This is a genomic window from Maritalea sp. (assembly GCF_047634455.1).
In the GTDB taxonomy this organism is placed as follows: domain Bacteria; phylum Pseudomonadota; class Alphaproteobacteria; order Rhizobiales; family Devosiaceae; genus Maritalea.
Genome location: NZ_JBLIAI010000001.1, coordinates 48807 through 71709, shown reverse-complemented (window position 1 = coordinate 71709; position 22903 = coordinate 48807). Strand labels below are relative to the sequence as shown.

At 51.6% G+C, this 22903-nt stretch carries 20 protein-coding genes; 11 read left to right on the top strand and 9 right to left on the bottom strand.

The annotated features are described in order from the left end of the window. The first annotated feature begins 9 nt into the window (after positions 1-9). Positions 10-3402 carry an indolepyruvate ferredoxin oxidoreductase family protein gene (locus ACJAZW_RS00345; protein ID WP_415154817.1) on the top strand — a complete coding sequence of 1131 codons (3393 nt, stop codon included), beginning with the start codon at positions 10-12 and terminating at the stop codon, positions 3400-3402. Between the two features lie 394 nt (positions 3403-3796). On the opposite strand, the gene ACJAZW_RS00340 is transcribed toward ACJAZW_RS00345, so the two are convergent. The 5 genes from ACJAZW_RS00340 to paaA are packed head-to-tail and all read right to left on the bottom strand — an operon-like array spanning position 3797 to position 7455. Next, positions 3797-4876, bottom strand: a complete 1080-nt coding sequence (locus ACJAZW_RS00340) for a 2Fe-2S iron-sulfur cluster-binding protein (RefSeq protein ID WP_415154815.1) — start codon at positions 4874-4876, stop codon at positions 3797-3799. Positions 4877-4889: 13 nt separating this feature from the next. Continuing rightward, positions 4890-5402, bottom strand: a complete 513-nt coding sequence (gene paaD, locus ACJAZW_RS00335) for a 1,2-phenylacetyl-CoA epoxidase subunit PaaD (protein WP_415154813.1) — start codon at positions 5400-5402, stop codon at positions 4890-4892. A gap of 3 nt (positions 5403-5405) precedes the next feature. Further along, entirely contained in the window at positions 5406-6158 is a 753-nt protein-coding gene (paaC, locus tag ACJAZW_RS00330; protein ID WP_415154811.1) for a 1,2-phenylacetyl-CoA epoxidase subunit PaaC, read from the bottom strand. Then, on the bottom strand, positions 6158-6442 hold the full coding sequence (gene paaB, locus ACJAZW_RS00325; RefSeq protein WP_269392953.1) for a 1,2-phenylacetyl-CoA epoxidase subunit PaaB: 285 nt from the start codon (positions 6440-6442) through the stop codon (positions 6158-6160). The genes paaC and paaB overlap by 1 nt, the downstream gene beginning before the upstream one ends. An 11-nt stretch (positions 6443-6453) precedes the next feature. Further along, complete coding sequence (paaA, locus tag ACJAZW_RS00320; RefSeq protein ID WP_415154808.1) at positions 6454-7455, bottom strand: 1,2-phenylacetyl-CoA epoxidase subunit PaaA; 1002 nt, start codon at positions 7453-7455, stop codon at positions 6454-6456. A gap of 86 nt (positions 7456-7541) precedes the next feature. Here paaA and ACJAZW_RS00315 point away from each other — a divergent pair, with 86 nt between their 5' ends. After that, positions 7542-7976, top strand: coding sequence for a PaaI family thioesterase (locus tag ACJAZW_RS00315; RefSeq protein ID WP_415154806.1), 435 nt, complete (start codon positions 7542-7544; stop codon positions 7974-7976). Between the two features lie 332 nt (positions 7977-8308). Here the strand turns inward: ACJAZW_RS00315 and ACJAZW_RS00310 are convergent, their stop codons facing one another. From ACJAZW_RS00310 to ACJAZW_RS00295, 4 genes are read right to left on the bottom strand one after another with little or no spacing between them, the layout of a single operon-like run. After that, a complete protein-coding gene (locus tag ACJAZW_RS00310) occupies positions 8309-9178 on the bottom strand; it encodes a PaaX family transcriptional regulator C-terminal domain-containing protein (protein WP_415154804.1) in 870 nt (289 codons plus the stop codon). 6 nt (positions 9179-9184) lie between these two features. After that, a complete protein-coding gene (paaZ, locus tag ACJAZW_RS00305) occupies positions 9185-11224 on the bottom strand; it encodes a phenylacetic acid degradation bifunctional protein PaaZ (RefSeq protein ID WP_415154802.1) in 2040 nt (679 codons plus the stop codon). Between the two features lie 12 nt (positions 11225-11236). Further along, a complete protein-coding gene (locus ACJAZW_RS00300) occupies positions 11237-12454 on the bottom strand; it encodes a cytochrome P450 (RefSeq protein ID WP_415154800.1) in 1218 nt (405 codons plus the stop codon). After that, entirely contained in the window at positions 12451-14484 is a 2034-nt protein-coding gene (locus ACJAZW_RS00295; protein ID WP_415154798.1) for an FAD-dependent oxidoreductase, read from the bottom strand. Before ACJAZW_RS00295 ends, ACJAZW_RS00300 begins: the two co-directional genes overlap by 4 nt. Before the next feature lie 130 nt (positions 14485-14614). On the opposite strand from ACJAZW_RS00295, the gene paaG reads away from it, so the two are divergent. From paaG to ACJAZW_RS00250, 9 genes are all read left to right on the top strand, one after another. Continuing rightward, a complete protein-coding gene (paaG, locus tag ACJAZW_RS00290) occupies positions 14615-15406 on the top strand; it encodes a 2-(1,2-epoxy-1,2-dihydrophenyl)acetyl-CoA isomerase PaaG (protein ID WP_415154796.1) in 792 nt (263 codons plus the stop codon). Continuing rightward, positions 15403-15840, top strand: a complete 438-nt coding sequence (gene paaI / locus ACJAZW_RS00285; RefSeq protein WP_415154794.1) for a hydroxyphenylacetyl-CoA thioesterase PaaI — start codon at positions 15403-15405, stop codon at positions 15838-15840. The genes paaG and paaI overlap by 4 nt, the downstream gene beginning before the upstream one ends. Beyond that, positions 15837-17039, top strand: coding sequence for a 3-oxoadipyl-CoA thiolase (pcaF, locus tag ACJAZW_RS00280; RefSeq protein WP_415154792.1), 1203 nt, complete (start codon positions 15837-15839; stop codon positions 17037-17039). The genes paaI and pcaF overlap by 4 nt, the downstream gene beginning before the upstream one ends. 9 nt (positions 17040-17048) lie before the next feature. After that, positions 17049-18365: a phenylacetate--CoA ligase PaaK gene (paaK, locus tag ACJAZW_RS00275; protein ID WP_415154790.1), complete on the top strand. Its 1317-nt coding sequence runs from the start codon at positions 17049-17051 to the stop codon at positions 18363-18365. Continuing rightward, positions 18365-18967 carry a TetR/AcrR family transcriptional regulator gene (locus tag ACJAZW_RS00270; protein WP_415154788.1) on the top strand — a complete coding sequence of 201 codons (603 nt, stop codon included), beginning with the start codon at positions 18365-18367 and terminating at the stop codon, positions 18965-18967. The genes paaK and ACJAZW_RS00270 overlap by 1 nt, the downstream gene beginning before the upstream one ends. An 84-nt stretch (positions 18968-19051) precedes the next feature. After that, complete coding sequence (locus tag ACJAZW_RS00265; protein WP_415154786.1) at positions 19052-20068, top strand: TRAP transporter substrate-binding protein; 1017 nt, start codon at positions 19052-19054, stop codon at positions 20066-20068. Positions 20069-20147: 79 nt separating this feature from the next. Continuing rightward, positions 20148-20654, top strand: coding sequence for a TRAP transporter small permease (locus tag ACJAZW_RS00260; protein WP_415154784.1), 507 nt, complete (start codon positions 20148-20150; stop codon positions 20652-20654). Continuing rightward, the gene (locus tag ACJAZW_RS00255) at positions 20647-21960 is read left to right on the top strand and encodes a TRAP transporter large permease (protein WP_415154782.1); all 1314 of its coding nucleotides are present in this window, start codon (positions 20647-20649) and stop codon (positions 21958-21960) included. Before ACJAZW_RS00260 ends, ACJAZW_RS00255 begins: the two co-directional genes overlap by 8 nt. A gap of 222 nt (positions 21961-22182) precedes the next feature. Then, positions 22183-22887, top strand: a complete 705-nt coding sequence (locus ACJAZW_RS00250) for a hypothetical protein (RefSeq protein WP_415154780.1) — start codon at positions 22183-22185, stop codon at positions 22885-22887. Positions 22888-22903 lie beyond the last annotated feature (16 nt).

Sequence of the window (22903 nt, the reverse complement as noted above, 5' to 3'; positions counted from 1 at the left end):
GGGAATATTATGGATATTTCACCGGTGAATGCGAATGTGTTCGCATATCCAGATTATGAGTTGCGCGATGGCTTAACCAATCAGCGGGTTTTTCTGTCGGGCACTGATGTATTGGTGCGTATCCCCATTGAGCAAGCAAAGGTCGATTTGGCCGCAGGGTTGAACACAGCGGGGTTTGTTTCTGGTTATCGCGGTTCCCCGCTTGGCGCTTACGACCAAGCAATGTTTAAAGCCAAAACTGCGCTGGACGATTATAAGATCACGGTCAAACCTGCGATCAATGAAGACTTGGCCGCAACCGCAATCATAGGCACCCAAGAGGTCGCCAGTGACCCAGATGTGAACGTGGATGGTGTGTTTGGCATTTGGTACGGTAAAGGCCCCGGAGTCGACCGATCTGGCGATGCGCTAAAGCACGGCAATGCGCTGGGCACGTCAAAGCATGGCGGCGTGATCGCGTTCTTGGGTGATGATCATGGTTGCGTTTCCTCATCCATGCCACACCAGTCCGACCAAGCGGCCGAGCATTTCATGATGCCAGTTTTGCACCCTGCAGGGGTGGCGGACTATATCCCATTTGGGCTTTATGGTTTTGCGGCGTCCCGTTTCACTGGCGCATGGATTGGCTTCAAAACAGTCTCCGAAGTGCTTGAAGCTAGTGCAGCGATTGAAGTACCTGCGCCACGTGCATTCAAAAAACCAAAAGACTATACGCCACCATTTGATTTGAACCATGATCCAGCCACCAGCTTTGGCCCGGTGCTCGAGCAAAAACTGCTCGCACGGCTCGATGCGATGCGCGCTTTCGCAAAAGCCAACCCCATCGACAAAGCGGCGTTTGGTGCGAAAAAGCCAAAAACTGCAATTGTCGCGGTGGGAAAAGCTTATGCCGATCTAATCGAAACGTTGAAAAGACTTGGTCTGACCGAAGCCGCTGCCAAGCGTGCAGGGATTGGCGTTTATAAGGTCGGTCTTGTTTGGCCGATTGAGCCAACGGGGTATGAGACGTTCCTACAAGACGCCGATAAGCTGTTGGTGGTTGAGGAAAAACGCTCGGTCGTTGAAACCCAACTCAAAGAACTTTTCTTCAACAAACAGAACGCCAAGCGCTTCTCGATCATCGGCAAGCGCGATCTTGATGGTGCGCCTTTGTTGCCCGAAGCTGGGGAGCTTCGACCTTCGATTTTGGTGCAGGTCGTCCTTAGATTTTTGGGCCTAAAGGGCACACCTCCTACCGCCCTGCCTGCAGCAAACCTTGAAGACTTAGACGTGGCACGCCGCACACCCTATTTTTGCTCAGGTTGCCCACACAACCGCTCAACCAAGCTGCCCGAGGGCAGCAAAGCGCTGCCCGGCATCGGCTGTCATTTCATGGCGTCATGGATGGGGCGCGAGACAAATGGCATTGTGCAAATGGGCGGTGAAGGGGTCAATTGGATCGGCATGTCGCCCTATACGGGCCGCGAGCACATCTTTCAGAATTTGGGTGATGGCACCTATTTCCACTCTGGGCTGTTGGCCATACGCCAATCAATTGCCGCGCAAACAAATGTCACTTACAAAATTCTATACAACCATGCGGTGGCTATGACTGGCGGGCAGGATGTGGATGGTGAGCTCAGCGTTGAAACACTCATCGCACAAATCCGTGCCGAAGGCATAAAACGCATCGCGCTGGTTAGTGATGATCCCAAACGCTTCCACTGGGATTTGATGCGCGGCGAAGGTTTGAGCATTGATCACCGTAAAAACCTTGATGCCGTGCAAGAAGAATTGAAGGGCATCAAAGGCGTAACAGCGCTGGTGTTTGACCAAGGCTGTGCCACGGAAAAACGCCGCAAACGCAAACGCGGACTTATTGAGGATCCGAAAAAACGGGTGTTCATCAACCCCTCTGTTTGCGAAGGCTGTGGTGATTGCTCGGTACAATCTAATTGTATTTCAGTTAGCCCGGTAAAGACCAAATGGGGCGTCAAACGGACAATCGATCAGTCGTCTTGCAACAAAGACTTTTCTTGTGTTGAAGGGTTTTGCCCAAGCTTTGTCACCATTGAAGGTGAAGAAGAAAAAGCAACAGGCGATACGAACCGTCGCAACCATTTATTGTCACATGTCACGTCATTGCCAGAGCCAAAATTTGGTAAAACCGGCGAGATATTGATCACCGGAATTGGCGGGACTGGCGTTGTCACCGTTGGCGCCGTGTTGGCGATGGCCGCGCATTTGCAAGGCAAAGGCGCTTCGGTTCTTGATTTTATGGGTTTCGCGCAAAAAGGCGGCGCGGTGATCTCACACCTCAAAATTCTGGAAAAGCCAGGTCTCGAAACACCCGTGCGGATCGATGAAGCGTGTGCGGATACACTGATCGCTTGTGATCTGGTGGTCGCTAATATGGCTGAGCCGATGGCGACGTTGACCACTGAAAAAACCCACGTCATCGCCAACACAAAGATTCTGCCAACTGCTGACTTTGTGTTGCGCGGACTTGCAGATTTCCAAGAAGAGATTCGGCTTAAAAAGCTTAAAGAATATGCGGCAAAAATTGATGCGTTTGATGTCACAGACTTATCAGTACAATTGTTCGGTGACAGCGTGTTTTCCAACATGATGCTCACCGGTATGGCTTGGCAAAAGGGTCGGATACCGCTTGATGGGGAAGCCATCCGCCGCGCGGTACATCTGAATGGCAAAGCGATTGCAGCCAATTTGCAAGCATTCGAATTGGGCCGACTAATTGCGGACCAGCCAGAATTGTTTGCGCAGGATTTCACAGCTGAGTTGGAACAAACGCTTGAAGAATTGATCGCAGAACGCTCCGCCTTTTTGACAGCATACCAGAACACTGATTATGCACGCCAGTATCAAGCGGTCATGGCGCAGGTGATGGAAGCGGAGCATGCGATCGGCAAAGTTGGCCTTAGCGAGGTGGTCGCGCATCAACTGTCGCGCGTGATGGCGTATAAGGACGAGTATGAGGTTGCCCGCTTGCACCTTGAAACAACGCACCTGAGCAAAGCTCAAACCCGTTTCAAACAAGGCGGCAAGCTGACTTTTCATATGGCCCCACCGATGCTCAACTGGGTCAAAGAGCCAAACGGTCGCCCAAAGAAGTTTGCAATTCCGGGCGCTATTGCCTTGCCGACATTGAAAATGCTCAACGCCATGCGCCCCTTGCGGGGATCTGCACTGGATGTGTTTGGTTGGGCGAAAGATCGTCGCGATGAACGCCAATTGCGCAACGACTACATTCATCTTGTCACCATGCTGGCTGACAATTTAAACGCTGACAACCATGCTGCTGCGCTGGAAAAAGCTGCGCTGGTTGATATGGTCAAGGGGTATGGTCTGGTGAAAGAAGCAGCGCTTGAAAAGTACAAGAAGGCGCTCGCAGAAGCGGCTTGAGGCGTAAGTTTTGGCTAAAGCACCCCACCCTTAATCCCTCCCCATCAAGGGGAGGGAAACGAAGCAGAATTTGGCGATGCAATTTGTGGGTTTTGCCGGTGTCCCCATTCGGCAGAGTATGGCGGGCATGCTTGCCAGGCTAGCTCATTCTTGGTGCACTACCTTCTCCCTCCCCATCAAGGGGCGGGAAACGAAGCAGAATTTGGCGACGCAATTTGTGGGTTTTGCTGGTGTCCCCATTCGGCAGAGTATGGCGGGCATGCTTGCCAGGCTAGCTCATTCTTGGTGCACTACCTTCTCCCTCCCCTTGATGGGGAGGGCCGGGGAGGGGTGGGCAACATAACGAGAAATTAACCGTTATGCGCCATGTGGAACAGCCAAAACTAGCCCGAGTTTAAAGCTCGTCAAAATCCAAAGTGAGATTGTCACTGGTTGGTCGTGCCTGACAGGCGAGCGTAAATCCGGCTTCAATTTCCCAAGGCTCTAGCGAATAATTGACCGCCATCTCGGCGCTACCGTTTGCCACTTTGCAACGGCAAGTGCAGCACATGCCGCCCTTGCATGAGAATGGCAGTTCAAGCCCGTGTCTGTTGGCTGCTTCCAACACGGTTTCATTCGCGTCGGTGAGTTTGAAGCTGCGCCTAGACCCATCCAATATGATTTCAACCGAGACGCCTTGCTCTGCGGCTTCCAGCATTTCCTTGGTCGGTGCTTTGCGTGGTTCTTGTCCATCAGCGGGGGTGAACAGTTCAAAGTGAACGTTGGACTTTGCAACGCCCATTTCTTCGCAGGTGGCGCGGATCGCTTCTATCATTTCGCCGGGTCCGCAAATGTAGATGCCATCTGCTGCGGCCAAGTCGATTGCCGACGCATTGTTAAGCGCTTTGATCTTGTTGCCATCAATACGGCCGTTCAAAATCGGAATGTCTTGGTCTTCACGGCTCAGGATATGGATGATCGTGAAGCGGTCCATGAACCGATCTTTCAAGAACTCAAGCTGTTCGCGGAACATGATCGATTTGGTTTCGCGGTTGCCATAAACCAAAGTCACATTCGCTTCGTCGTCGCCTTCCAGCAAGGATTGGGCGATCGACATCATAGGTGTGATGCCCGATCCGGCGGCAATCAACAATGCTTGTTTGCTTGCACCAACTTTGGCGGTGAAACGACCTTCAGGTGTCATCACCTGTAATGACTGCCCAACTTGCAAACTGTTGGTCGCAAAGCTAGAGAACACTCCGTCGTCGACTTTTCTAATGCCGACGGTTAGTTCGCGCCCCCCGAGTGGCGAGGAAATGGAATAGGACCGGCGCACATCTTTGCCATCAACATCTGCCCGCAAAGTCAAATATTGGCCGGGCGTGAACGCATAATCACTTTTCAAACCTTTGGGGATTTGAAAGCTGATCGTTTTGGCGTCATCAGTCAGCGCTTCAATTTTGCAAATCGCAAGTTCGTGAAATTTGGGTGCCATGCTTTTTTCGACCTTAGATACATTTGAAATAATCAAAGGGTTCAAGACAGTCTTTGCAGCGATATTGTGCTTTGCAGGCTGTCGACCCAAATTCGGATAGTTTTTCGGTGTTTTCACTGCCGCATTGTGGACAAGCAACAATGGTCTCGCCGAACAGAGCGAGTTTAGAATTTGATCCATTGACCGGCGGGGCAATGCCATAGGTGCGCAGTTTTTCGCGGCCCACATCGCTGATCCAGTCGGTTGTCCAAGCGGGCGAAATCACCCGCTCAATTTTGGGATCAAATCCTGCATTGCGTAAGGCAACTTCAATCTCCAACTCAATGGCCAAAACCGCTGGGCATCCCGTATATGTGGGGGTGACATAAGCCACTGCCTGCCCGGCGATCATTTGCACATCGCGCAATATCCCCAACTCGGCCACATTGACACATGGCAATTCAGGGTCAGGCACAACTGATGCAGCGTCCCACGCCTTTTGAGATTCTGGATCACGTTTCAAGTCAGAGGGATGAAGTTGCTCCATTATCTACCAGCTCATGCCCGGATAGGCGCGTTGCACGTATTGCAGCTGCGACAAGAGGAAACCCATTTCTTCACCGTGATGTCCTGTGCGACCACCCAACTGTGGAAATTTCACCTCTGGCAATTCAAGCAACGCTTGATCAAAGATGTTGGAAATCGTTTGGTTCCAATGCAGGCGAATTGCTTTGCGATCTGGCAATATGCCATTCTCGGCACAGGCTTGGGCATCCTCTGACATGGTGAAAAGCTCTTCCACGTAAGGCGTCATTTCTTCAACAGCCGCGCGCATGCGCTCAGCACTTTCGTCAGTCCCGTCGCCAAGCCGAATCACCCACTCGCCAGCGTGGCGAATATGATAAGCCATCTCTTTGACGGCCTTGCCCGCGATGCCGCGAACTGTTTCATCGCTCGATGAGAGTGCTGCTTGCCAATAGGGCTCCATGAAGGCTGCGAAAAATAGCTGCTTGAGCATGGTGTGCGCAAAATCCTCGTTTGGACGTTCCACCAACAAGCAGTTCTTGTATTCACGGTCGAGGCGCAAATAGGCGATCTGATCTTCATCACGCCCTTTGCCTTCAACAACACCAGCATAGGTGTAAAGGTTGCGTGACGCGCCGATATTGTCGAGCGCCATATTGGGCATCGCCAAATCTTCCTCGAGCAATGGCGCATGGCCACACCACTCAGAAACCCGATGCCCAAGGATCAAGTGATCATCCCCAAGTTCGAGCAGGGCATTGAACAAAGCCTGTGACATTACATGTGCCCCACTTCGTCAGGAATGTCGTAAAATGTCGGGTGGCGATAGACTTTATCAACGCTTGGGTCAAAGTTTTCAGCGGTCTGATCAGGGTCAGACGCAAAAATGGATTTTGACGGCACAACCCAAATAGATAGACCTTCGCCGCGCCGCGTATATGTATCGCGAGCAGCTTGTAACGCCATTACTTCATCGGCCGCGTGTAGCGAACCACAATGTTTGTGGGACAAACCGTTGCGGGGGCGAACGAAGACTTCCCAAAGTGGTGTTTCTTTTGACATTAAAATTCTCCCTATTCAGCGGCTTGTTGGGTTTTGCGTGCGGCACGTTTTTCGGCGTGGGCAAGCGCTGCGTCGCGCACCCATTCCCCGTCGTCCCATGCTTTTTTGCGCGCTTTAATGCGATCGCGGTTCATTTGGCCGTGGCCTTTTACAACATGCCAAAACTCATCCCAGTTGATTTCGCCGTGGTCATAGCCGCCTTTGCCGCCGTTTTTCTCTGGGTTCCATTTAAGGTCAGGATCCGGCACCGTCAGGCCAAGGTATTTTGCCTGCGGAATGGTCGCATCGATGAATTTCTGGCGCAGCTCATCGTTGGAGAACCGTTTGATTTTCCATTTCATCGATTGCTCAGAATGGCTAGATTCTGCGTCGTGCGGGCCAAACATCATTAAGGATGGCCACCACCAGCGGTTGATCGAATCTTGTGCCATGTCTTTTTGCTCCTTGGTGCCATTGCACAAGGAAATCAAAAGCTCATAGCCTTGACGTTGGTGGAAACTCTCTTCTTTGCATACGCGGATCATCGCCCGTGCATAAGGGCCGTAAGAACAACGACACAAGGGAATTTGGTTCATAATGGCTGCGCCATCGACCAACCACCCGATGGTGCCCATATCCGCCCAAGTTGGGGTCGGATAATTGAAGATCGACGAGTATTTGGCTTTGCCGGAAAGCAGTTCCTCAGTCATTTGTTCCCGCGTAACGCCAAGCGTTTCAGCAGCGGAGTAGAGGTACAATCCGTGACCACCTTCATCTTGCACTTTTGCCAGCAATGCAGCCTTGCGGCGCAATGATGGGGCGCGGGTAATCCAGTTACCCTCAGGTAACATGCCGACAATTTCAGAATGCGCATGTTGGCCGATCTGGCGAACCAACGTTTTGCGATAACCCTCAGGCATCGGATCGTTCGGTTCGATTTTTTCTTCCCGATCTATGCGCGCCTGAAAGGCTGCCAGAAACTCTTCAGTTTCCGCTGTGGCGCCATCTGCGCCGATCAATCCTTGTGAATACATATTGGCATTCCCCTCTCTTGCTGCTAACAATAAGTGACGAAAATTCACATATCAAGTAAATTTTGTAACATATCGGAGTTTTGGGGATGGAAAATCGCTTGAATGCGGCTCAGCTGGAGGATTTGATTGTCGAGATCTGCGCCCCTTGGGTGCAGGAGTTGGGAATCAAAGTGTTGGCGCTAGATGAAGCGACAACGCAATTCATCATGCCAGCGACTGAGAAAATCTTGCGGCACCGTGGCCCGGATGGCGGTTTGGTCAGCGGGCAGGCGTTGATGGCAGGATCTGACACAGTAAGCTTTTTGGCGCTTAGCTATTTGAACGGGCGTTTTCGCAACTGTGTGACCGTTAATATGGCCACCAATTTTATGCGGCCTTTGCCCGAAGGCAATGTTGTTTACAAAGTCAGCGTGCTCTCAAACGGCAAGCGCATGGCAACAACTCGCGTGGACATTTTTGCGGAGGGCAGCGAGAAGGTCGCGACGTCTTCTTCCGGCGTTTTTGCCTACATCGAAGACTGATGGTTTTTTGGCGCCGAGTGTGACGCCCACCCCACCCTTAATCCCTCCCCATCAAGGGGAGGGAAACTTGTTTGGCCAGCTCGGTCAGTTTATTATTGGAGATGAGTATGTGGTGGGGCCACCATCGTGAACCAACCAAAAACATCACCATGTTAAATGCTAGAACGCTAATCCAGGCTCAATTTCCCTCCCCTTGATGGGGAGGGATTAAGGGTGGGGTGGGGCCCAAACCCGACCAACGTCTCTAGCTTTGTGAAATCACCAAACGGCAGCACCGCTCAGTGTGAACCTGCGGAATCCTTGTGAACAAAATGGGAGTGCGTGGTTTTGGCCTAAGCGCGAAAGCGGCGCGTCAACTCGGTTTGTGCCGCTTTTTTGGGCTCGGCTTCCCACCAATCTTCGGAGCGCGCCAACAACGCCAAATAGGTTTCGCTGACGACTTTGTGGCATTCAGCGCCAGGCCAGTTCTTGGGCAATAGATGCTTTGGTAAAGGCGGTTGTTTGAGAATGAGCCGCCGCCATTCGTGGATCAACAGGGTGCGTGCCGCCAAAGCTTCCAACGGCGACAGGGTTTGCAACGAACTGCCTGCCGCTGCCAGTTTTGCAAAGCGGTCCATAAGCGCCAAATAGTCTGCGGCCAGCTCATGCAGTTCAAATCGATCAATCACCCAATCGGGTAGTTTCTGGATATCGCTCTCAATTGTCAGCAACTCGGCATCTTCAATTTGCTTCAATACTTTTGCGCTGGGGTCGGCAAAAAAGCCGACGCCGTTGCGCAGTTGCAACCCACCAAATGCACCCAGCAATGCGTTTTGGGCTTCGCGGGCATGCCCAATCACATCCGGTCCCACCGCGATCACCAGAGACTTAGGATCAGGAGAATAGGTGGCACGGTAGATTTTTTCCGTTGCCGGGATAAAGCTCTTCAGCCCAGCTTTTGAAAGTTTGTAAAAGCTGTGCCGACCCTGCTTGTCGCGGGTGACCCAGCCTTCTTTCGCCAGGCGTGACATTGCAGTGCGCAGTGCGCCGTTTTCGACATTCATTGCGCTCAGAATGGTCTGCAAGTCCGACATGGCGACGGTGCCGCCATGCGGTTGTATCGTGTCGCCAAATATCGTGATTACCACCGACCAAACGCGCAATCGACCATCTGAATGCAGATGGTCGATCAATGGTTGAATAAGGGTATTTGATGCGTTCATAAACTCCTATGTACGCTCAAAAGCCACCATCGTCAAAAGCTCGTATTCGGCAACTTGTTCATCATCTTGGTTGAACATATTCACGTGCCAACGCACTTCGCCATACTCGTCTGTTCGGATGGTTTTGCGTTTGACGGTCAGGCTTACCCGCACTTCATCACCTGCACTAACCGGTTTTTGAAAGCTCAGATCGTTAAGGCCCGTATTGGCCAAAACTGGGCCCGGATTTGGCTCAACAAATAGACCCGCTGCAAAGCTCAAGAGCAAATAACCGTGGGCCACGCGACCCGGAAAGAACGGGTTGGCCGCCGCCGCTTCTTCATCCATGTGCGCATAAAAGGTGTCGCCAGTGAAATGGGCGAAATGCTCAATGTCTTCCAACGTCACCTTACGCGAAGCGGTGTGCACCGTTTCACCAATTTGCAACTCGTTGAATGTGCGGGTGAACGGATGCGCTGGCGGTTCGATAAATTTCGCGCCTTTCACATATGTACCACCAATTGCGGTGAGCAAATCCGGGCTGCCTTGGATTGCAGTACGTTGCATATAATGCGTTACGCCGCGCACGCCACCGAGTTCTTCGCCGCCACCTGCGCGACCTGGGCCACCATGCACCATGTGGGGCAGCGGTGAGCCGTGGCCCGTAGATTCTTTCATGCTGTCGCGGTTGTTGAAATACAGCCGCCCATGAAACGCGGCAGCGCCCATGGTCAGTTGTTGCGCAACGCTTGGGTCATAAGTGATCACCGATGCCACAAGCGAACCGCCGCCTTTGTTCATCAACTCAATTGCGTGGCTCAGGTCACGATAACCCATCACGGTCGCAACGGGACCAAAGGCCTCTGTTGAATGCACGATAGTTGCGGTATCTGGGTTCTTGCAATGGAACAACATCGGTGAAACAAATGCGCCATTGGCCAAACCTTCGCCATTTAGTTGCACGGCATCTTGGTCGCCATAGGCAAGTTCGCACTCGGTGGCAATTTCAGCTGCCTTTTCCAGCACGTCCCGTTTTTGATCCAGCGAGGCGAGGGCGCCCATGCGGGTACCTTCAGCCGCAGGGTCACCAATAACAGTTTTGTCGAACCGCGCACTCATGGCGGCAATCACGTCTTTCACCCGCTCATTCGGCACCATCATCCGACGAATGGCGGTGCATTTTTGCCCCGCTTTGGCGGTGATTTCGCGCGACGCTTCTTTGATAAACAGATCAAACTCTGGTGTATCAGGTGACGCGTCCGGGCCAAGCACTGAGGCGTTAAGGCTGTCTTGTTCAGCGACAAAACGCACGCCGTTTTTCAAAATATTGTCATTAGATTTCAGATAAGACGCCGTTTTGGCGGAGCCGGTAAAGCTCACGACGTCTTGGCACTCGAGCCGATCCAATAAATCGCCCGTGCCGCCCATGATCAGTTGAATTGCGCCGTCCGGCAAAATGCCGCTTTCCACCATCAATTTCACACATGCCTCGGTGAGGTATGATGTGGAAGTTGCGGGTTTCACGATGGCCGGAACACCCGCAAGCAAAGTCGGCGCGAGTTTTTCCAACATACCCCACATGGGAAAGTTGAACGCATTAATGTGCACCGCCACGCCAAGCAAAGGCGTGCAATAATGCTGACCCAAAAAGGTGCCGTTGCGCGACAAAACTTCAAGGTCACCGTCAGGATAAATATGCCCATCCGGCATTTCACGACGCCCTTTGGAAGCGTAAACGAACATGGTACCGATGCCACCATCAATGTCGACTTTGCTGTCGGCTAAGGTAGCGCCTGTTTTATAAGAAAGTTCGTATAGCGGTTCACGGCGTTCGTTCAGATATGTCGCCACCGCCTTAAGCATCCGCGCCCGATCGTGGAACGTCATAGCCCGCAGTACAGGGCCACCTTTTTGCTTGGCGTAGTCGACCATTGCTTGAAAGTCCAAACCGTCTGATCCGGCCACTGCAATTTCTTCGCCGGTTACGGCAGAACAGATTTTGCGTGTCTTGCCAGATGGTCCCACCCATTGGCCAGCAGTAAAGCTTTCCAGTTGCATCAATGTCATTGTTATAAACCCCTAGTCTAGTGTCGCCGGCAATTTTGCATATCCACGGAAGCGCAAACGCCCGCCGATTTCTGCCTTGCCGATCAATTTGTAATTTGGATATCGTTTGAGGAAGCTGTTGACCGCAATGCGACCCTCCATGCGGGCAAGCGAAAACCCGACGCACAAATGTGGGCCGCCCGCAAAAGCCAAATGTCGATTGGGTTTGCGCATGAGTTTTAATTCGTCCGGATCTTCAAACTGCGCTGGGTCTCGGTTTGCAGCGCCTATCACCAAATGCAAATTGCTGCCTTTTGGAATCTTGATGCCATCAATTTCAATGTCAGCAGTTGTTTCGCGATTGCCCAATTGGTTGGGCGACAAATAGCGCAAAAACTCATCGACCCCAGTTTTGATGATGTCTGGATTGGACTTGAGCGCGTACTTTTGGCCCGGAAACTCATGCAACGCGGCCAACGAATTGCCGATCAAATTTGTGGTGGTTTCGTGTCCAGCGTTGAGAATGAAAATGCAGTTTTGCAACAATTCGGTTTCGGACAGTTCACCTTCTTCACTCTCGATCAGGCGGGTCAAAACATCAGTTTCGGGATTGCCCGGATGCTTGCGACGGTGATCCGCGAGGTCTTTCAAATAGGCTTTGAAATCCACCACTGCCTTGTTGCCAACTGCCAATTGTTCAGGCGTCAACGTCGGTTCCAATGCCCCCAAAATCGCCAGCGACCAATCACGCAATGGTTCCCGATCGGCCATCGGCATATCAAACATATTGCCGATAATTTGAATGGGAATTTTGCTGGCAAAATCTTCAATCAAGTCGACCTCAGATTTGTCCGCCATATCTTCCAAGAGGATGTCGATAGTATCGACCAGCCCCGGTTCCATGTTGGCAATTGCACGTGCATTCAGCGCGCCAACCATGATCTTGCGCACCCGCGTGTGCAATGGCGGATCGTTAAACACAAGCGAGGTGGTGTGATGTTCGTAAAGCGGTGCATCGTCACCAAATTTTGGCAAAAATGCTTGTTTTTTGTCCGAAGAATATAGGGTCGTGTCGCGGTAAATTCGGTCCAAGTCCGCATATCGTGTCAGAATGAAGGAGCCATCTGGTTGCGAACAAACCGGCGCATGTTTTAACAGCGCTTGGTAATAAGGAAACGGGTCCTCAACAAATCCTGCTGGAGGATTTGTGAGGTCGAACCCTTCAATCATTTTGCGCTCAAGTTCGCTCATTTCAACCGCTCTGCCAAACGCCAGCTGTTCGGGCTTTGTGTGGCAACATCAGCCATGATTATCTTTACGCGATCCATGCCGATTTCAGTAGCATAGTGCATCGGCCCGCCGCGCCAGCGCGGGAAGCCGTAGCCGTGAATTTTGACCAAGTCGACGTCGAGATCACGTTCGGCGATGCCTTCCTCAACAATCAGCGCCCCTTCATTGATCATCACTGCGAGCAATCGGTCCACGATTTCTTGATCGGTAAACGACCGGCGTTCAATGCCAGCATCTTTGGATTGTTGCGTGATTAAGTCAGTGACGAATGCATCTTCGTGCGGTTTGCGGTCGCCTTCAACATAGGCGTACCAACCTTTTTGGCTGCGCTGGCCAAAACGCTCAGCCTCGCACAGCAAATCGCCAATCCGCACATAGCGCTCATCTGGCGCGCGGGTTGGGGCTTGGCGCTTGCGGTTGGCCCAAGAAATTTGCAAGCCCGTGAGGTCTTGCAGTTCATAGGGGCCCATTGGCATGCCAAAGCCGCGCATCGCCTCATCAATCTGTTTTGGCGTGCAGCCATCCATCAGCAAATAGTCGGCTTGGCGGCGATAGGCGGAGAGGATGCGATTGCCGATGAACCCGTCGCAAATACCCGATAAAACACCAACCTTGCGCAAGCGTTTGCCCAAATCAAAACCAGTGGCCAACACGTCTTTTGACGTGCTTGGGAGCTGTACAATTTCCAAGAGCTTCATGATGTGTGCTGGGGAAAAGAAATGCAGACCGATGAACCGAGATGGATTGGCTATGCCCTTAAAAATCTGCGTTGGATCGATGTAGGAGGTGTTGGTCGCCAAAATCGCATTTTCGCTCATATTGGCGGCAAGCGATTGGAAGACTTGCTGTTTCACGCCCAAATCTTCAAATACCGCTTCAATCGCCAAATCAGCATTTGCGGACGCAGCGTAATCGGCAGACGCAACCAGAGCGTTTCTAAGTTTGACCGCCTTGTCGTCCGAGATTTTCCCGCGCTTCACACCGCCGGTAATCAGGTCTTCAACCCGGTCGCGTCCTGCATCAGTGGCATCTTGGTCGCGCTCGATCAGGGTCACATCATATCCGGCCATTAAACATGCAAAGGCAATGCCTGCGCCCATCAAGCCACCGCCCACAACGGCGATGTTTTTGATCTCAAGCGGGGTGCCGCCCTTTATGGCTTTGGGTTTGCTCACAGCCCGTTCAGAGAAAAAGGCATGCCGCAGCGCTTTGGATTGTGCACTGTCGCGTAATTCAAGATGCAGCGCGCGTTCTTTTTGTTGTCCTTCAATGAAAGGCAACGTCGCGGCCCATTCAGTTGCGTTTAAATTGTCGATAGGTGAAGTTTGGCCTTTGGCACGTTTGGTGATTTCTTGACGCTTTGTAGCAAAGAAATCTTCAGCAACGGCAGCGGGTGTTCTTTTGCTCAGACCAGCAAGCGGTGTTGGCAGGTTTTGGGCAAACGCCAATGCGGCCTCAACAGGATTGCCTTCGAAAACCAAATCAAGACCGCCAAGCTCATACAGCTTTTGCGCGTCAATCAACTGTCCTGTTGTGGCCAGCTCAACCGCAGCTTCAACGCCAATGAGGCGCGGCAAGCGTTGTGAGCCGCCAGCACCCGGAACGAGGCCAAGATTGACTTCAGGTAATCCAAACAATGTGCCCTTTTGCGCCAAGCGGAAATCACAAGCCATCGCCAATTCAAAGCCGCCACCGAGCGTGGTGCCATGGGTCGCGGCGATCCAAGGAACAGAGCTATCCTCAATGATCTGATAGACATCAGGCAAGTCTGGTTTTTGCGGTGGTTTGCCGAACTCGGATATGTCCCCACCCGCAACGAACGTGCGGCCCGCGCAATAAACAATCGCAGCCTTCGCATTTGCTGATTCTGCCATTGCAACGGCGTCCAGCAATCCCTTGCGCACAGCAATGCCAGTTGCATTTACGGGTGGGTTGTTGATTTCCACTAGGGCAATATCGCCCCGCAATTCAACACTAACAACACTCGACAATATCATTCCCCCAAAAGTCGAAACATCAAATTCTCATCATATATTGACCAACCAGTCGGTTTATGTAAAGCTAAAATTCACATGGGAAGTAAGTCTCGAAAATTACTCGAGATATTTCAGGGAGAACCAGGTGAGCGACACGATTATTGTCACCAAAACCGATGGTTGGGTAGAAATTACGCTGAATAGACCGGATCGGTTGAATGCGTTTAATGATGAAATGCACGGTGCGCTGCAAGTGGCGCTCAATGACGCAAAAGCTGATAATGCAATTCGCGCCATTTTGTTCACAGGGTCTGGTCGTGGCTTTTGCGCGGGGCAAGATTTGGATGCACGTGATCCACGAAAAATGACGTCGCCGCCAGATTTGTTCACGACGATTTCGACGTTTTACAATCCGCTGGTTAAACTCATTCGCTCCATCAATAAGCCGATTATCTGCGCCGTGAACGGAGTGGCCGCAGGGGCTGGTGTCAATATAGCGCTCGGGTGTGACATCGTCCTTGCATCAGAAAAAGCAAAATTCATCCAATCGTTCGCCAAAGTGGGCTTAGTGCCAGACGCAGGCGGTAGCTGGATTTTGCCACGGCTTATTGGCGAAGCGCGCGCCAAATATATATGCATGACCGCCACCCCTGTGCCCGCAAAGCAAGCGGTTGAGTGGGGCATGATTTGGCAAGCAATTCCAGACGAAGAGCTGATGGCAGAGGCACGTAAAGTCACCGCGCAAATGGCTGAAGGCGCAACTTTTGGCTTGGGCATGATGAAACAGGCGTTGCAAACCTCGTTTGATCATTCGCTTGATGAGCATTTGGACGTGGAAGCGCAAATGCAAGGCCGTTGTGGCCGGTCAAAAGACTATGCCGAAGGCGTTAGCGCGTTTTTGGATAAGCGGCCTGTAAATTTTGGCGGTGTCGAATGATGACGCCACAAGAGCGCGCCCAAAAATCCGCAAGCACTATGTGGGAAAACGATAGCGCGTCGCAGCGTGTGGGCATGAAGCTCGTCGAAATTGGCGTCGGTTCGGCAACCCTAACGATGACCATCGGCGAAGAGCATTTGAACGGACACAAAATTTGCCACGGTGGCTATGTTTTCATGCTGGCGGACAGTGCGTTTGCTTTCGCGTGTAACAGCTACAATCAATTGGCTGTCGCCCACCAAAATTCGATTACCTATGCCGCACCCGGCAAACTAGATGATGTACTCACCGCCAAAGCGGTTGAAGTGAGCAAGTCCGGGCGCTCCGGCATTTATGACGTGACGATAACAAATCAAAACGATGAAGCACTGGCTCATTTTCGCGGCCATTCGCGCACCATCAAGGGTACACATTTTACGGAGATTGAGGCGTGAACGAAGCCTACTTGTGTGAAGGATTTAGAACGCCGATTGGCCGCTTTGGCGGCACACTCGCAGCGGTGCGTCCAGACGACATGCTTGCCTATGTGATCAAGAAAACCATGGAAGCGGCCCCCAATCTCGATCCATCCGCAATTGATGATTGTTATATGGGGTGCGCCAACCAGGCAGGCGAAGATAACCGCAACGTCGCCCACATGGCGACATTGTTGGCGGGGTTGCCCGTTTCTGTTTCAGGTACCACTATCAACCGTTTGTGCGGTTCGGGCCTGGACGCTGTGGGCATGGCCGCCCGCGCCATTAAGGCTGGCGAGGCGGAGGTGATTTTGGCGGGTGGCGTTGAAAGCATGAGCCGTGCGCCGTTCGTTATGCCAAAAGCTGACACAGCCTTTTCGCGCAATGCAGAAATCTACGACACGACTATCGGTTGGCGTTTCGTCAACAGGCTAATGAAGAAGCAATATGGCATAGATTCAATGCCCGAAACGGGCGAGAATGTTGCAAAAGACTTCAACGTTTCGCGTGCAGATCAAGACGCATTTGCATTCCGTTCTCAAGAACGTGCAGCCAAGGCGATTGCCTCTGGCCGGCTAGCGCAAGAAATAGTTCCGGTGGAAATCCGTCAGCGCAAGGGCGACCCAATTGTCTTTTCACAAGATGAACATCCGCGGGCAAGTACGCTAGAAAAACTAGCCTCACTTGGCACCCCTTTCCGCGAAGGCGGTTCTGTCACCGCAGGCAATGCATCTGGGGTGAATGATGGTGCGGCTGCGATCATTATTGCTTCAAAAGCAGCGGTCGATAAATACGGTCTAACACCAAAAGCCAAAATCACAGGATTGGCAACGGCAGGCGTTGAGCCTCGCATTATGGGTATCGGCCCGGCGCCAGCCTCAACAAAACTGCTAGAGCGATTAGGTCTTAAAATCACAGACGTGGACATCATTGAATTGAACGAAGCGTTTGCCTCGCAGGGCATTGCCGTGTTGCGCCAATTGGGCGTGGCCGACGACGCTGATTTCGTCAATCCAAATGGCGGCGCGATTGCGCTGGGTCATCCCCTCGGCATGTCCGGTGCGCGCTTGGCGCTAACGGCGGGGATTGAATTGGTCAACACAGGTTCAAAACGCGCGCTATGCACCATGTGCATCGGCGTTGGCCAAGGCATCGCCTTGATGCTCGAGCGTGTGTAGGGGGAACAAATGAAAGATCTAACACCAAACAAAGCGGATCTCGATCCAATTGAAATCGCCTCACGCGATGAGATTTCTGCATTGCAGTTGCAACGGATGAAATCGACACTGGTCCATGCCTACAACAATGTGCCGTTTTACAAGAAACAGTTTGATGATGCAGGCGTGCATCCTGATGATTTGAAGAGCCTATCGGACCTCTCAAAGTTTCCCTTTACGGTAAAGACGGACCTGCGAGACAATTATCCGTTCGGCATGTTTGCTGTGCCGCGTGAGCAGGTCAGCCGCATCCACGCCTCATCGGGCACAACTGGCAAGCCCACCGTGGTCGGCTACACCAAGAACGATATCGATACATGGTCGTCTGTTGTTGCGCGTTCATTGCGCGCATCGGGGGTGCGCAAAGGCGATATTCTGCATAACGCTTATGGCTATGGATTGTTCACAGGCGGTCTGGGCGCGCATTATGGCGCGGAGGCCTTGGGCTGTTCTGTGGTGCCGATTTCTGGCGGCATGACATCGCGCCAAGTGCAGCTAATTCAAGATTTCCAACCTCACGCAATAACCGTCACGCCGTCTTATATGTTGGCCATTTTGGACGAGTTCCGCAAACAGGGTTTCGACCCGCGTGAGAGTTCATTGCAGGTCGGTATTTTTGGCGCAGAGCCCTGGACAAACGAAACCCGCAAAGAAGTTGAAAACGCTTTCGACATGCATGCGGTAGATATTTATGGGCTCTCTGAAGTGATGGGCCCGGGCGTCGCAAACGAATGCGTTGAAACCAAAGACGGTTTGCACATTTGGGAAGACCATTTTTATCCTGAAATCATCAATCCAGAAACGGGTGAATTGGTGGCAGATGGCGAAGAAGGCGAATTGGTTTTCACTTCGCTGACCAAAGAGGCATTGCCAATCATTCGTTACCGCACCCGCGATTTAACACGATTGTTGCCGGGTACCGCTCGCTCCATGCGCCGGATGGAAAAGATAACTGGTCGTTCTGACGATATGATCATTTTGCGCGGCGTAAACGTGTTTCCAACCCAGGTCGAAGTGCAGGTCTTGGCCGTTTCCGGCTTAGCCCCGCATTTCCAAATTGAACGGATCCACGAAGGGCGCATGGACGGCATGATCGTACATGTGGAGGCAACCCCCGATGCGGCATCTGATGAGGTGCGCATGGCCGCCAGCAAAAAACTGGCGAAAAAGATTAAAGATAATATCGGTGTGTCAGCCCAAGTGTTTGTTAAGTCGCCAGGCGGTGTGCCACGATCTGAAGGCAAGGCTGTCCGTGTTATTGACAACCGAGAAAAGGGGCAAGGCTAGTGGTTCGCACGATCGCCAAAGATCACGAAGAAAAGCGCCTCGCCATTTTGAAAACGGCGGCGAAGTTCTTTGCCAAAAACGGATTTGATCGTTCTTCCATGAGCCAGTTGGCGCTGGAATGCGGTGTTTCTAAGGCTTTGATTTATCACTATTATCAAAGCAAAGAAGCACTGCTTTACGATATTATTCTCACCCATCTTCAAGACCTGGTAGATGCGGTTGATTCTGTTCACCCTGTGACCAATCCGGAGCAGCATTTACGCAATCTTGTGCATGCGATACTCACGCAATATCGCGATGCGGATGCTGAGCATAAGCTACAGTTGGAAGCAACAGTCTCTTTACCAAAGCATAACCAAAAAACACTCGCTGACCTGCAAAGGCGTTTGGTAGTTACACTTTCTGATGCCATCAATGCAATTTCTCCGATGTGTTTTGAGACACGCGAAGAGATGCTGCGGCCGGTCACAATGTCGCTGTTTGGCATGCTGAACTGGTTTTACCTTTGGTACAGAAAAGGCAAAGGCATGACGCGATCGGATTACGCGGATTTGGCAACGGATTTGCTGGTTGGCGGAATAAAGGGCCTACGAGATAATTAACATGATAATTATCTTGCAATATCGAAACGGTTGCTCCCACAATGGAGTGATTAATTTGGGAATAGTTCATTCAGGGAGGTAGTAATGAACAAATTTATTAAACTCGCAGCGGCAGCAGCTGTTGCAATCACAGCAAGTACCAGTGCTTTTGCGGCGGAATACACGCTGACCATTTCTAGCTGGACGGGTCCAGGGCACGGCATCAACGCCATTATGTGGCCAAACCTGATTAAAATGATCGAAGATGCAACGGATGGCAGGGTGACCGCTGAAGTTAAACTTGGCCTTGCCCCACCACCAGCTCAAATGGATTTGGTGATGGATGGCGCGGCTGACATGACCATCATTTTTCACGGCTATCAGCCCGGCCGTTTTGTTGGCACAAAACTGATCGAACTTCCAGGCTATGAAGGTAACGCAGAAGCAGCTTCAGTTGCATACTGGCGCGTACACGAAGCTTATCTTTCAAAGCTTGACGAGCACCGTGGCGTTAAATTGATGGGTCTCACCACGCACGGGCCAGGGCAAATTCACTCAAATAAAGCTGTAACAACATTGGCAGATTTGAATGGCCTGAAAACCCGTCTCGGCGGTGGTGTTTCTAGCGATGTCGGTGCAGAGCTTGGCCTGATTGGTATTCAAGTGCCAGCTCCAAAGGTTTACGAAACTTTGGCTTCAGGCGCTGCCGATGCGGTTGCCATGCCATATGAAGGTCGTGATGGCTTCAAGCTGACCGAAGTTGCTAAAAACGTTTATGAAATGCCTGGTGGTTTCTACCGTGGTTCATTTGCGTTTTTGATGAGCCAAGAAACTTTCGATAGTTTTCCAGCAGATATTCAAAAAGCACTAGAAGAAAAAGTGTTTGGCGAACCAGCAAGCCGTATGCTTGGCGCTGCATGGGATGAGATCGACAATATCGGTCGTGCTGCAACCGAGGCTGCCGGAGATAACTCAATCACTCTGGCTTCTGAGGCAGATCAAGCCGCTTATGCTGTAATTGCTGCAAAAGTCACAGCAAAAATTATTGGCGAATTGACGGCTGCTGGCGTTGATGGACAAGCCGCATATGACATGGTCAAAGCTGAAATGGCTGCCCAATAGGTGCGGTTAGTTTGACTTATTGGTTTGGCGCGGGTCAACTCGACCTGCGCCATTCTAACGTTCTCTAGGGATGATACTTATGAGATCTGCTTTGAACCTTGTCCGCCAATTATCGCAGCTGCCAATGTTGCTTGCATCGGTTGTGCTGTTTTTGTTGATGGCAATGACATTTACCGACGTGATTATGCGGTCAGCGTTTAACGCACCATTAGAAGCAGCGACCGAGCTAACGCGTATGTTCATGGCAATCGTTGTGTTTTTGGTGATGCCCATTATCAGCGGGTCACAAGAGCATATCGTTGTTGATTTGGCCGACCCGCTTTTCACGAACAAATGGGCAATCCGCATTCGCGACACGCTTGTAAATCTTGCATGTGGCGCGATGTTGATTTGGCCTGCACGGCAAGTGGTGGTGCTTGCAGAGCGCGCGCGCGACTATGGCGACGTGACCGAATATCTCGCCATTCCCCAGTTTTATATCGGATGGTTTATCGCCATTCTCACCTTTGTAAGTGCGTTTGTGTTGCTCGCCCGCGGGCTGATCACCTTGTTTGCACCTCAGCTTTTGGAAGAACAAAATGATTGAAGCAGCAATTGGGTTTGGTGCCGTCCTCGTACTGGTGCTGATGCGTATGCCGCTCGCATTCGCCATGGGGCTCGTGGGCATGATTGGCTATGCAAACGAAACAAGTTTTCGCGGCGCACTTTCAATGGTGTCGCGCCTCATCATTGATACCTCGCAAGATTACGGTTTGTCCGTGGTGCCGCTGTTCATTTTGATGGGACTATTCGTCAATAAAGGTGGTATTGCACGCGAGCTCTATCAAGTGTCTTACGCGTTCTTGGGTCACATGCGTGGCGGGTTGGCCATGGCGACCATTCTTGCTTGCGGTGGCTTTGCTGCAATTTGCGGATCGTCTCTGGCAACGGCGGCGACCATGTCCAAAGTCGCCATGCCGCAAATGCGCAAATATGGCTACGAAGACAGTCTGTCCACGGCATCCATTGCGGCGGGTGGCACGCTCGGCATTCTTATTCCGCCTTCGGTCATTTTGGTCATCTATGGTTTGCTGACAGAAACTTCCATCGGCAAATTGTTCATGGCCGGCATTATTCCCGGTATATTGGGGATCGTGTTTTACATTTTTGCCGTAAAATACACCGTGACCCGCAATCCAAAGGCGGGACCTGCGGGCGAGCGCACAAACTGGGTTGGTCGCCTTGGCGCGTTACGCGGAGTGTGGGCAGTCTTGATCTTGTTCTTTTTGGTCATTGGCGGTCTTTACGGAGCGCTTGACGTGTGGCCAATTCATCTGACCTTCTCACCTACCGAAGCCGCTGGCATGGGTGCTGCGGGCGCGTTTTTGATTGCGCTGTTCCGGGGCAATCTGAACCTCAAAGCTGTGCTCGAAGTGCTCAAAGAAACCTCAATTACAACGGCTTCGTTGTTCAGTGTTCTGATTGGCGCGTGGATCTTCTCGAACTTTGTCAATGTGGCGGGCCTAACCGAAGGATTGCGAGACTTGATTACGTCTTACGATCTGCCTGCATGGGCGGTGATGGCGATTATTTTGGGCATCTACATTATGCTCGGCATGATTTTTGAAAGCCTGTCGATGCTCTTGCTGACCGTGCCGATTTTCTTTCCGCTCGTTATTGGTTTGGGGTTTGACCCTGTTTGGTTCGGCGTTGTTGTAGTTGTGGTCACAGAAATCAGCCTGATTACACCGCCTGTGGGGCTCAACGTCTTCATTCTGAAAAACGTTGTAGGCGATGTGTCGACCAGTACAATCTTTAAAGGGGTGACGCCGTTTTGGATCGCCGACATTTTCCGCCTTGCCCTGCTCGTCAGTATTCCAGCCTTGTCACTGTTCTTGCCATCGCAGATGTAGGCAGGTCGAATTTGTGAGTTTTCAAGGGTCGCTTCGGCGGCCCTTTTTTGTTTGAGCCGATGTCAGCTCCCGACTTGTTTGCCGCGCTGTGACGCATAGTGGTCAAATTGTAGCGCAGCATTTTTTGGGCTCGAACATGAAGTTTACCCTCAACTTGACATTGCCGTTGGAACAATTAGCCTTCGCTCGAAGGCAATGTTCTAAATGTGTAGGTAGATTTTTATGTTTCACCCTTTTTTGCGTGTTCTGGCGATCAGTGTTTTGCTAACAGGAGCGGCTGTGGCCCAAAACAGCGAGGGCAACATCAGCTTCAACCTATTTGAATTTGAAGGTGTTTATGTTCAGACCATTTTCAATTTTGACGAAGGCTATACAGAAAAAACGGGTGTTGCGGTTGCTACGCCATTTGCCTTGTCGGTGCCAAAGCGCAATGATGTAAAGCGGATTGCAGATGGCAAGCCTGATGGCGGGGCCTTTGTTAAGTTTACTTTCGCAATTGAGGCGGAGGCCGACACAGGTGGCGACAATCAAGACCTGGTTTTCTTAGAAAACATCCAAATCATTCCTGCGAACATACCAATGCCAGTGGATGTCGACGATCCTAGTTCCGCGCGCGTGAAAATGGCGGCTGCCCTTTTGCGTAACAATGTCTTTCCTCAAGCCGTTCAGGGGTTCCAAAATGCCGAAATATTGGCGATTGAGGAGTATGAGTTCAAAGATTACAAGGGCGTGCACCTGATCGCCCGATACGCTGACCCGTCAATTGGCCCAATGATGCTTAGGCTCACCGCAAATTTGAATCCAAAGCAAAGCGCGGGATATATTACTATTGCCAATATCAATCTGACGCTGGCACCCGTAAGCGGCGGCGAGACTTTGTTGCAGACACTATCTGCCCAAGTGGCAAATAGTCTGATTTACAAATAGAGTTTTCAAAAGAACG

Bases quoted from the DNA above. Each gene is read 5' to 3' on its own strand.
- ACJAZW_RS00345 (WP_415154817.1), top strand. From the start codon at position 10: ATGGATATTTCACCGGTGAATGCGAATGTGTTCGCATATCCAGATTAT.
- ACJAZW_RS00340 (WP_415154815.1), bottom strand. From the start codon at position 4,876: ATGGCACCCAAATTTCACGAACTTGCGATTTGCAAAATTGAAGCGCTG.
- paaD (WP_415154813.1), bottom strand. From the start codon at position 5,402: ATGGAGCAACTTCATCCCTCTGACTTGAAACGTGATCCAGAATCTCAA.
- paaC (WP_415154811.1), bottom strand. From the start codon at position 6,158: ATGTCACAGGCTTTGTTCAATGCCCTGCTCGAACTTGGGGATGATCAC.
- paaB (WP_269392953.1), bottom strand. From the start codon at position 6,442: ATGTCAAAAGAAACACCACTTTGGGAAGTCTTCGTTCGCCCCCGCAAC.
- paaA (WP_415154808.1), bottom strand. From the start codon at position 7,455: ATGTATTCACAAGGATTGATCGGCGCAGATGGCGCCACAGCGGAAACT.
- ACJAZW_RS00315 (WP_415154806.1), top strand. From the start codon at position 7,542: ATGGAAAATCGCTTGAATGCGGCTCAGCTGGAGGATTTGATTGTCGAG.
- ACJAZW_RS00310 (WP_415154804.1), bottom strand. From the start codon at position 9,178: ATGAACGCATCAAATACCCTTATTCAACCATTGATCGACCATCTGCAT.
- paaZ (WP_415154802.1), bottom strand. From the start codon at position 11,224: ATGACATTGATGCAACTGGAAAGCTTTACTGCTGGCCAATGGGTGGGA.
- ACJAZW_RS00300 (WP_415154800.1), bottom strand. From the start codon at position 12,454: ATGAGCGAACTTGAGCGCAAAATGATTGAAGGGTTCGACCTCACAAAT.
- paaI (WP_415154794.1), top strand. From the start codon at position 15,403: ATGATGACGCCACAAGAGCGCGCCCAAAAATCCGCAAGCACTATGTGG.
- paaK (WP_415154790.1), top strand. From the start codon at position 17,049: ATGAAAGATCTAACACCAAACAAAGCGGATCTCGATCCAATTGAAATC.
- ACJAZW_RS00265 (WP_415154786.1), top strand. From the start codon at position 19,052: ATGAACAAATTTATTAAACTCGCAGCGGCAGCAGCTGTTGCAATCACA.
- ACJAZW_RS00260 (WP_415154784.1), top strand. From the start codon at position 20,148: ATGAGATCTGCTTTGAACCTTGTCCGCCAATTATCGCAGCTGCCAATG.
- ACJAZW_RS00255 (WP_415154782.1), top strand. From the start codon at position 20,647: ATGATTGAAGCAGCAATTGGGTTTGGTGCCGTCCTCGTACTGGTGCTG.
- ACJAZW_RS00250 (WP_415154780.1), top strand. From the start codon at position 22,183: ATGTTTCACCCTTTTTTGCGTGTTCTGGCGATCAGTGTTTTGCTAACA.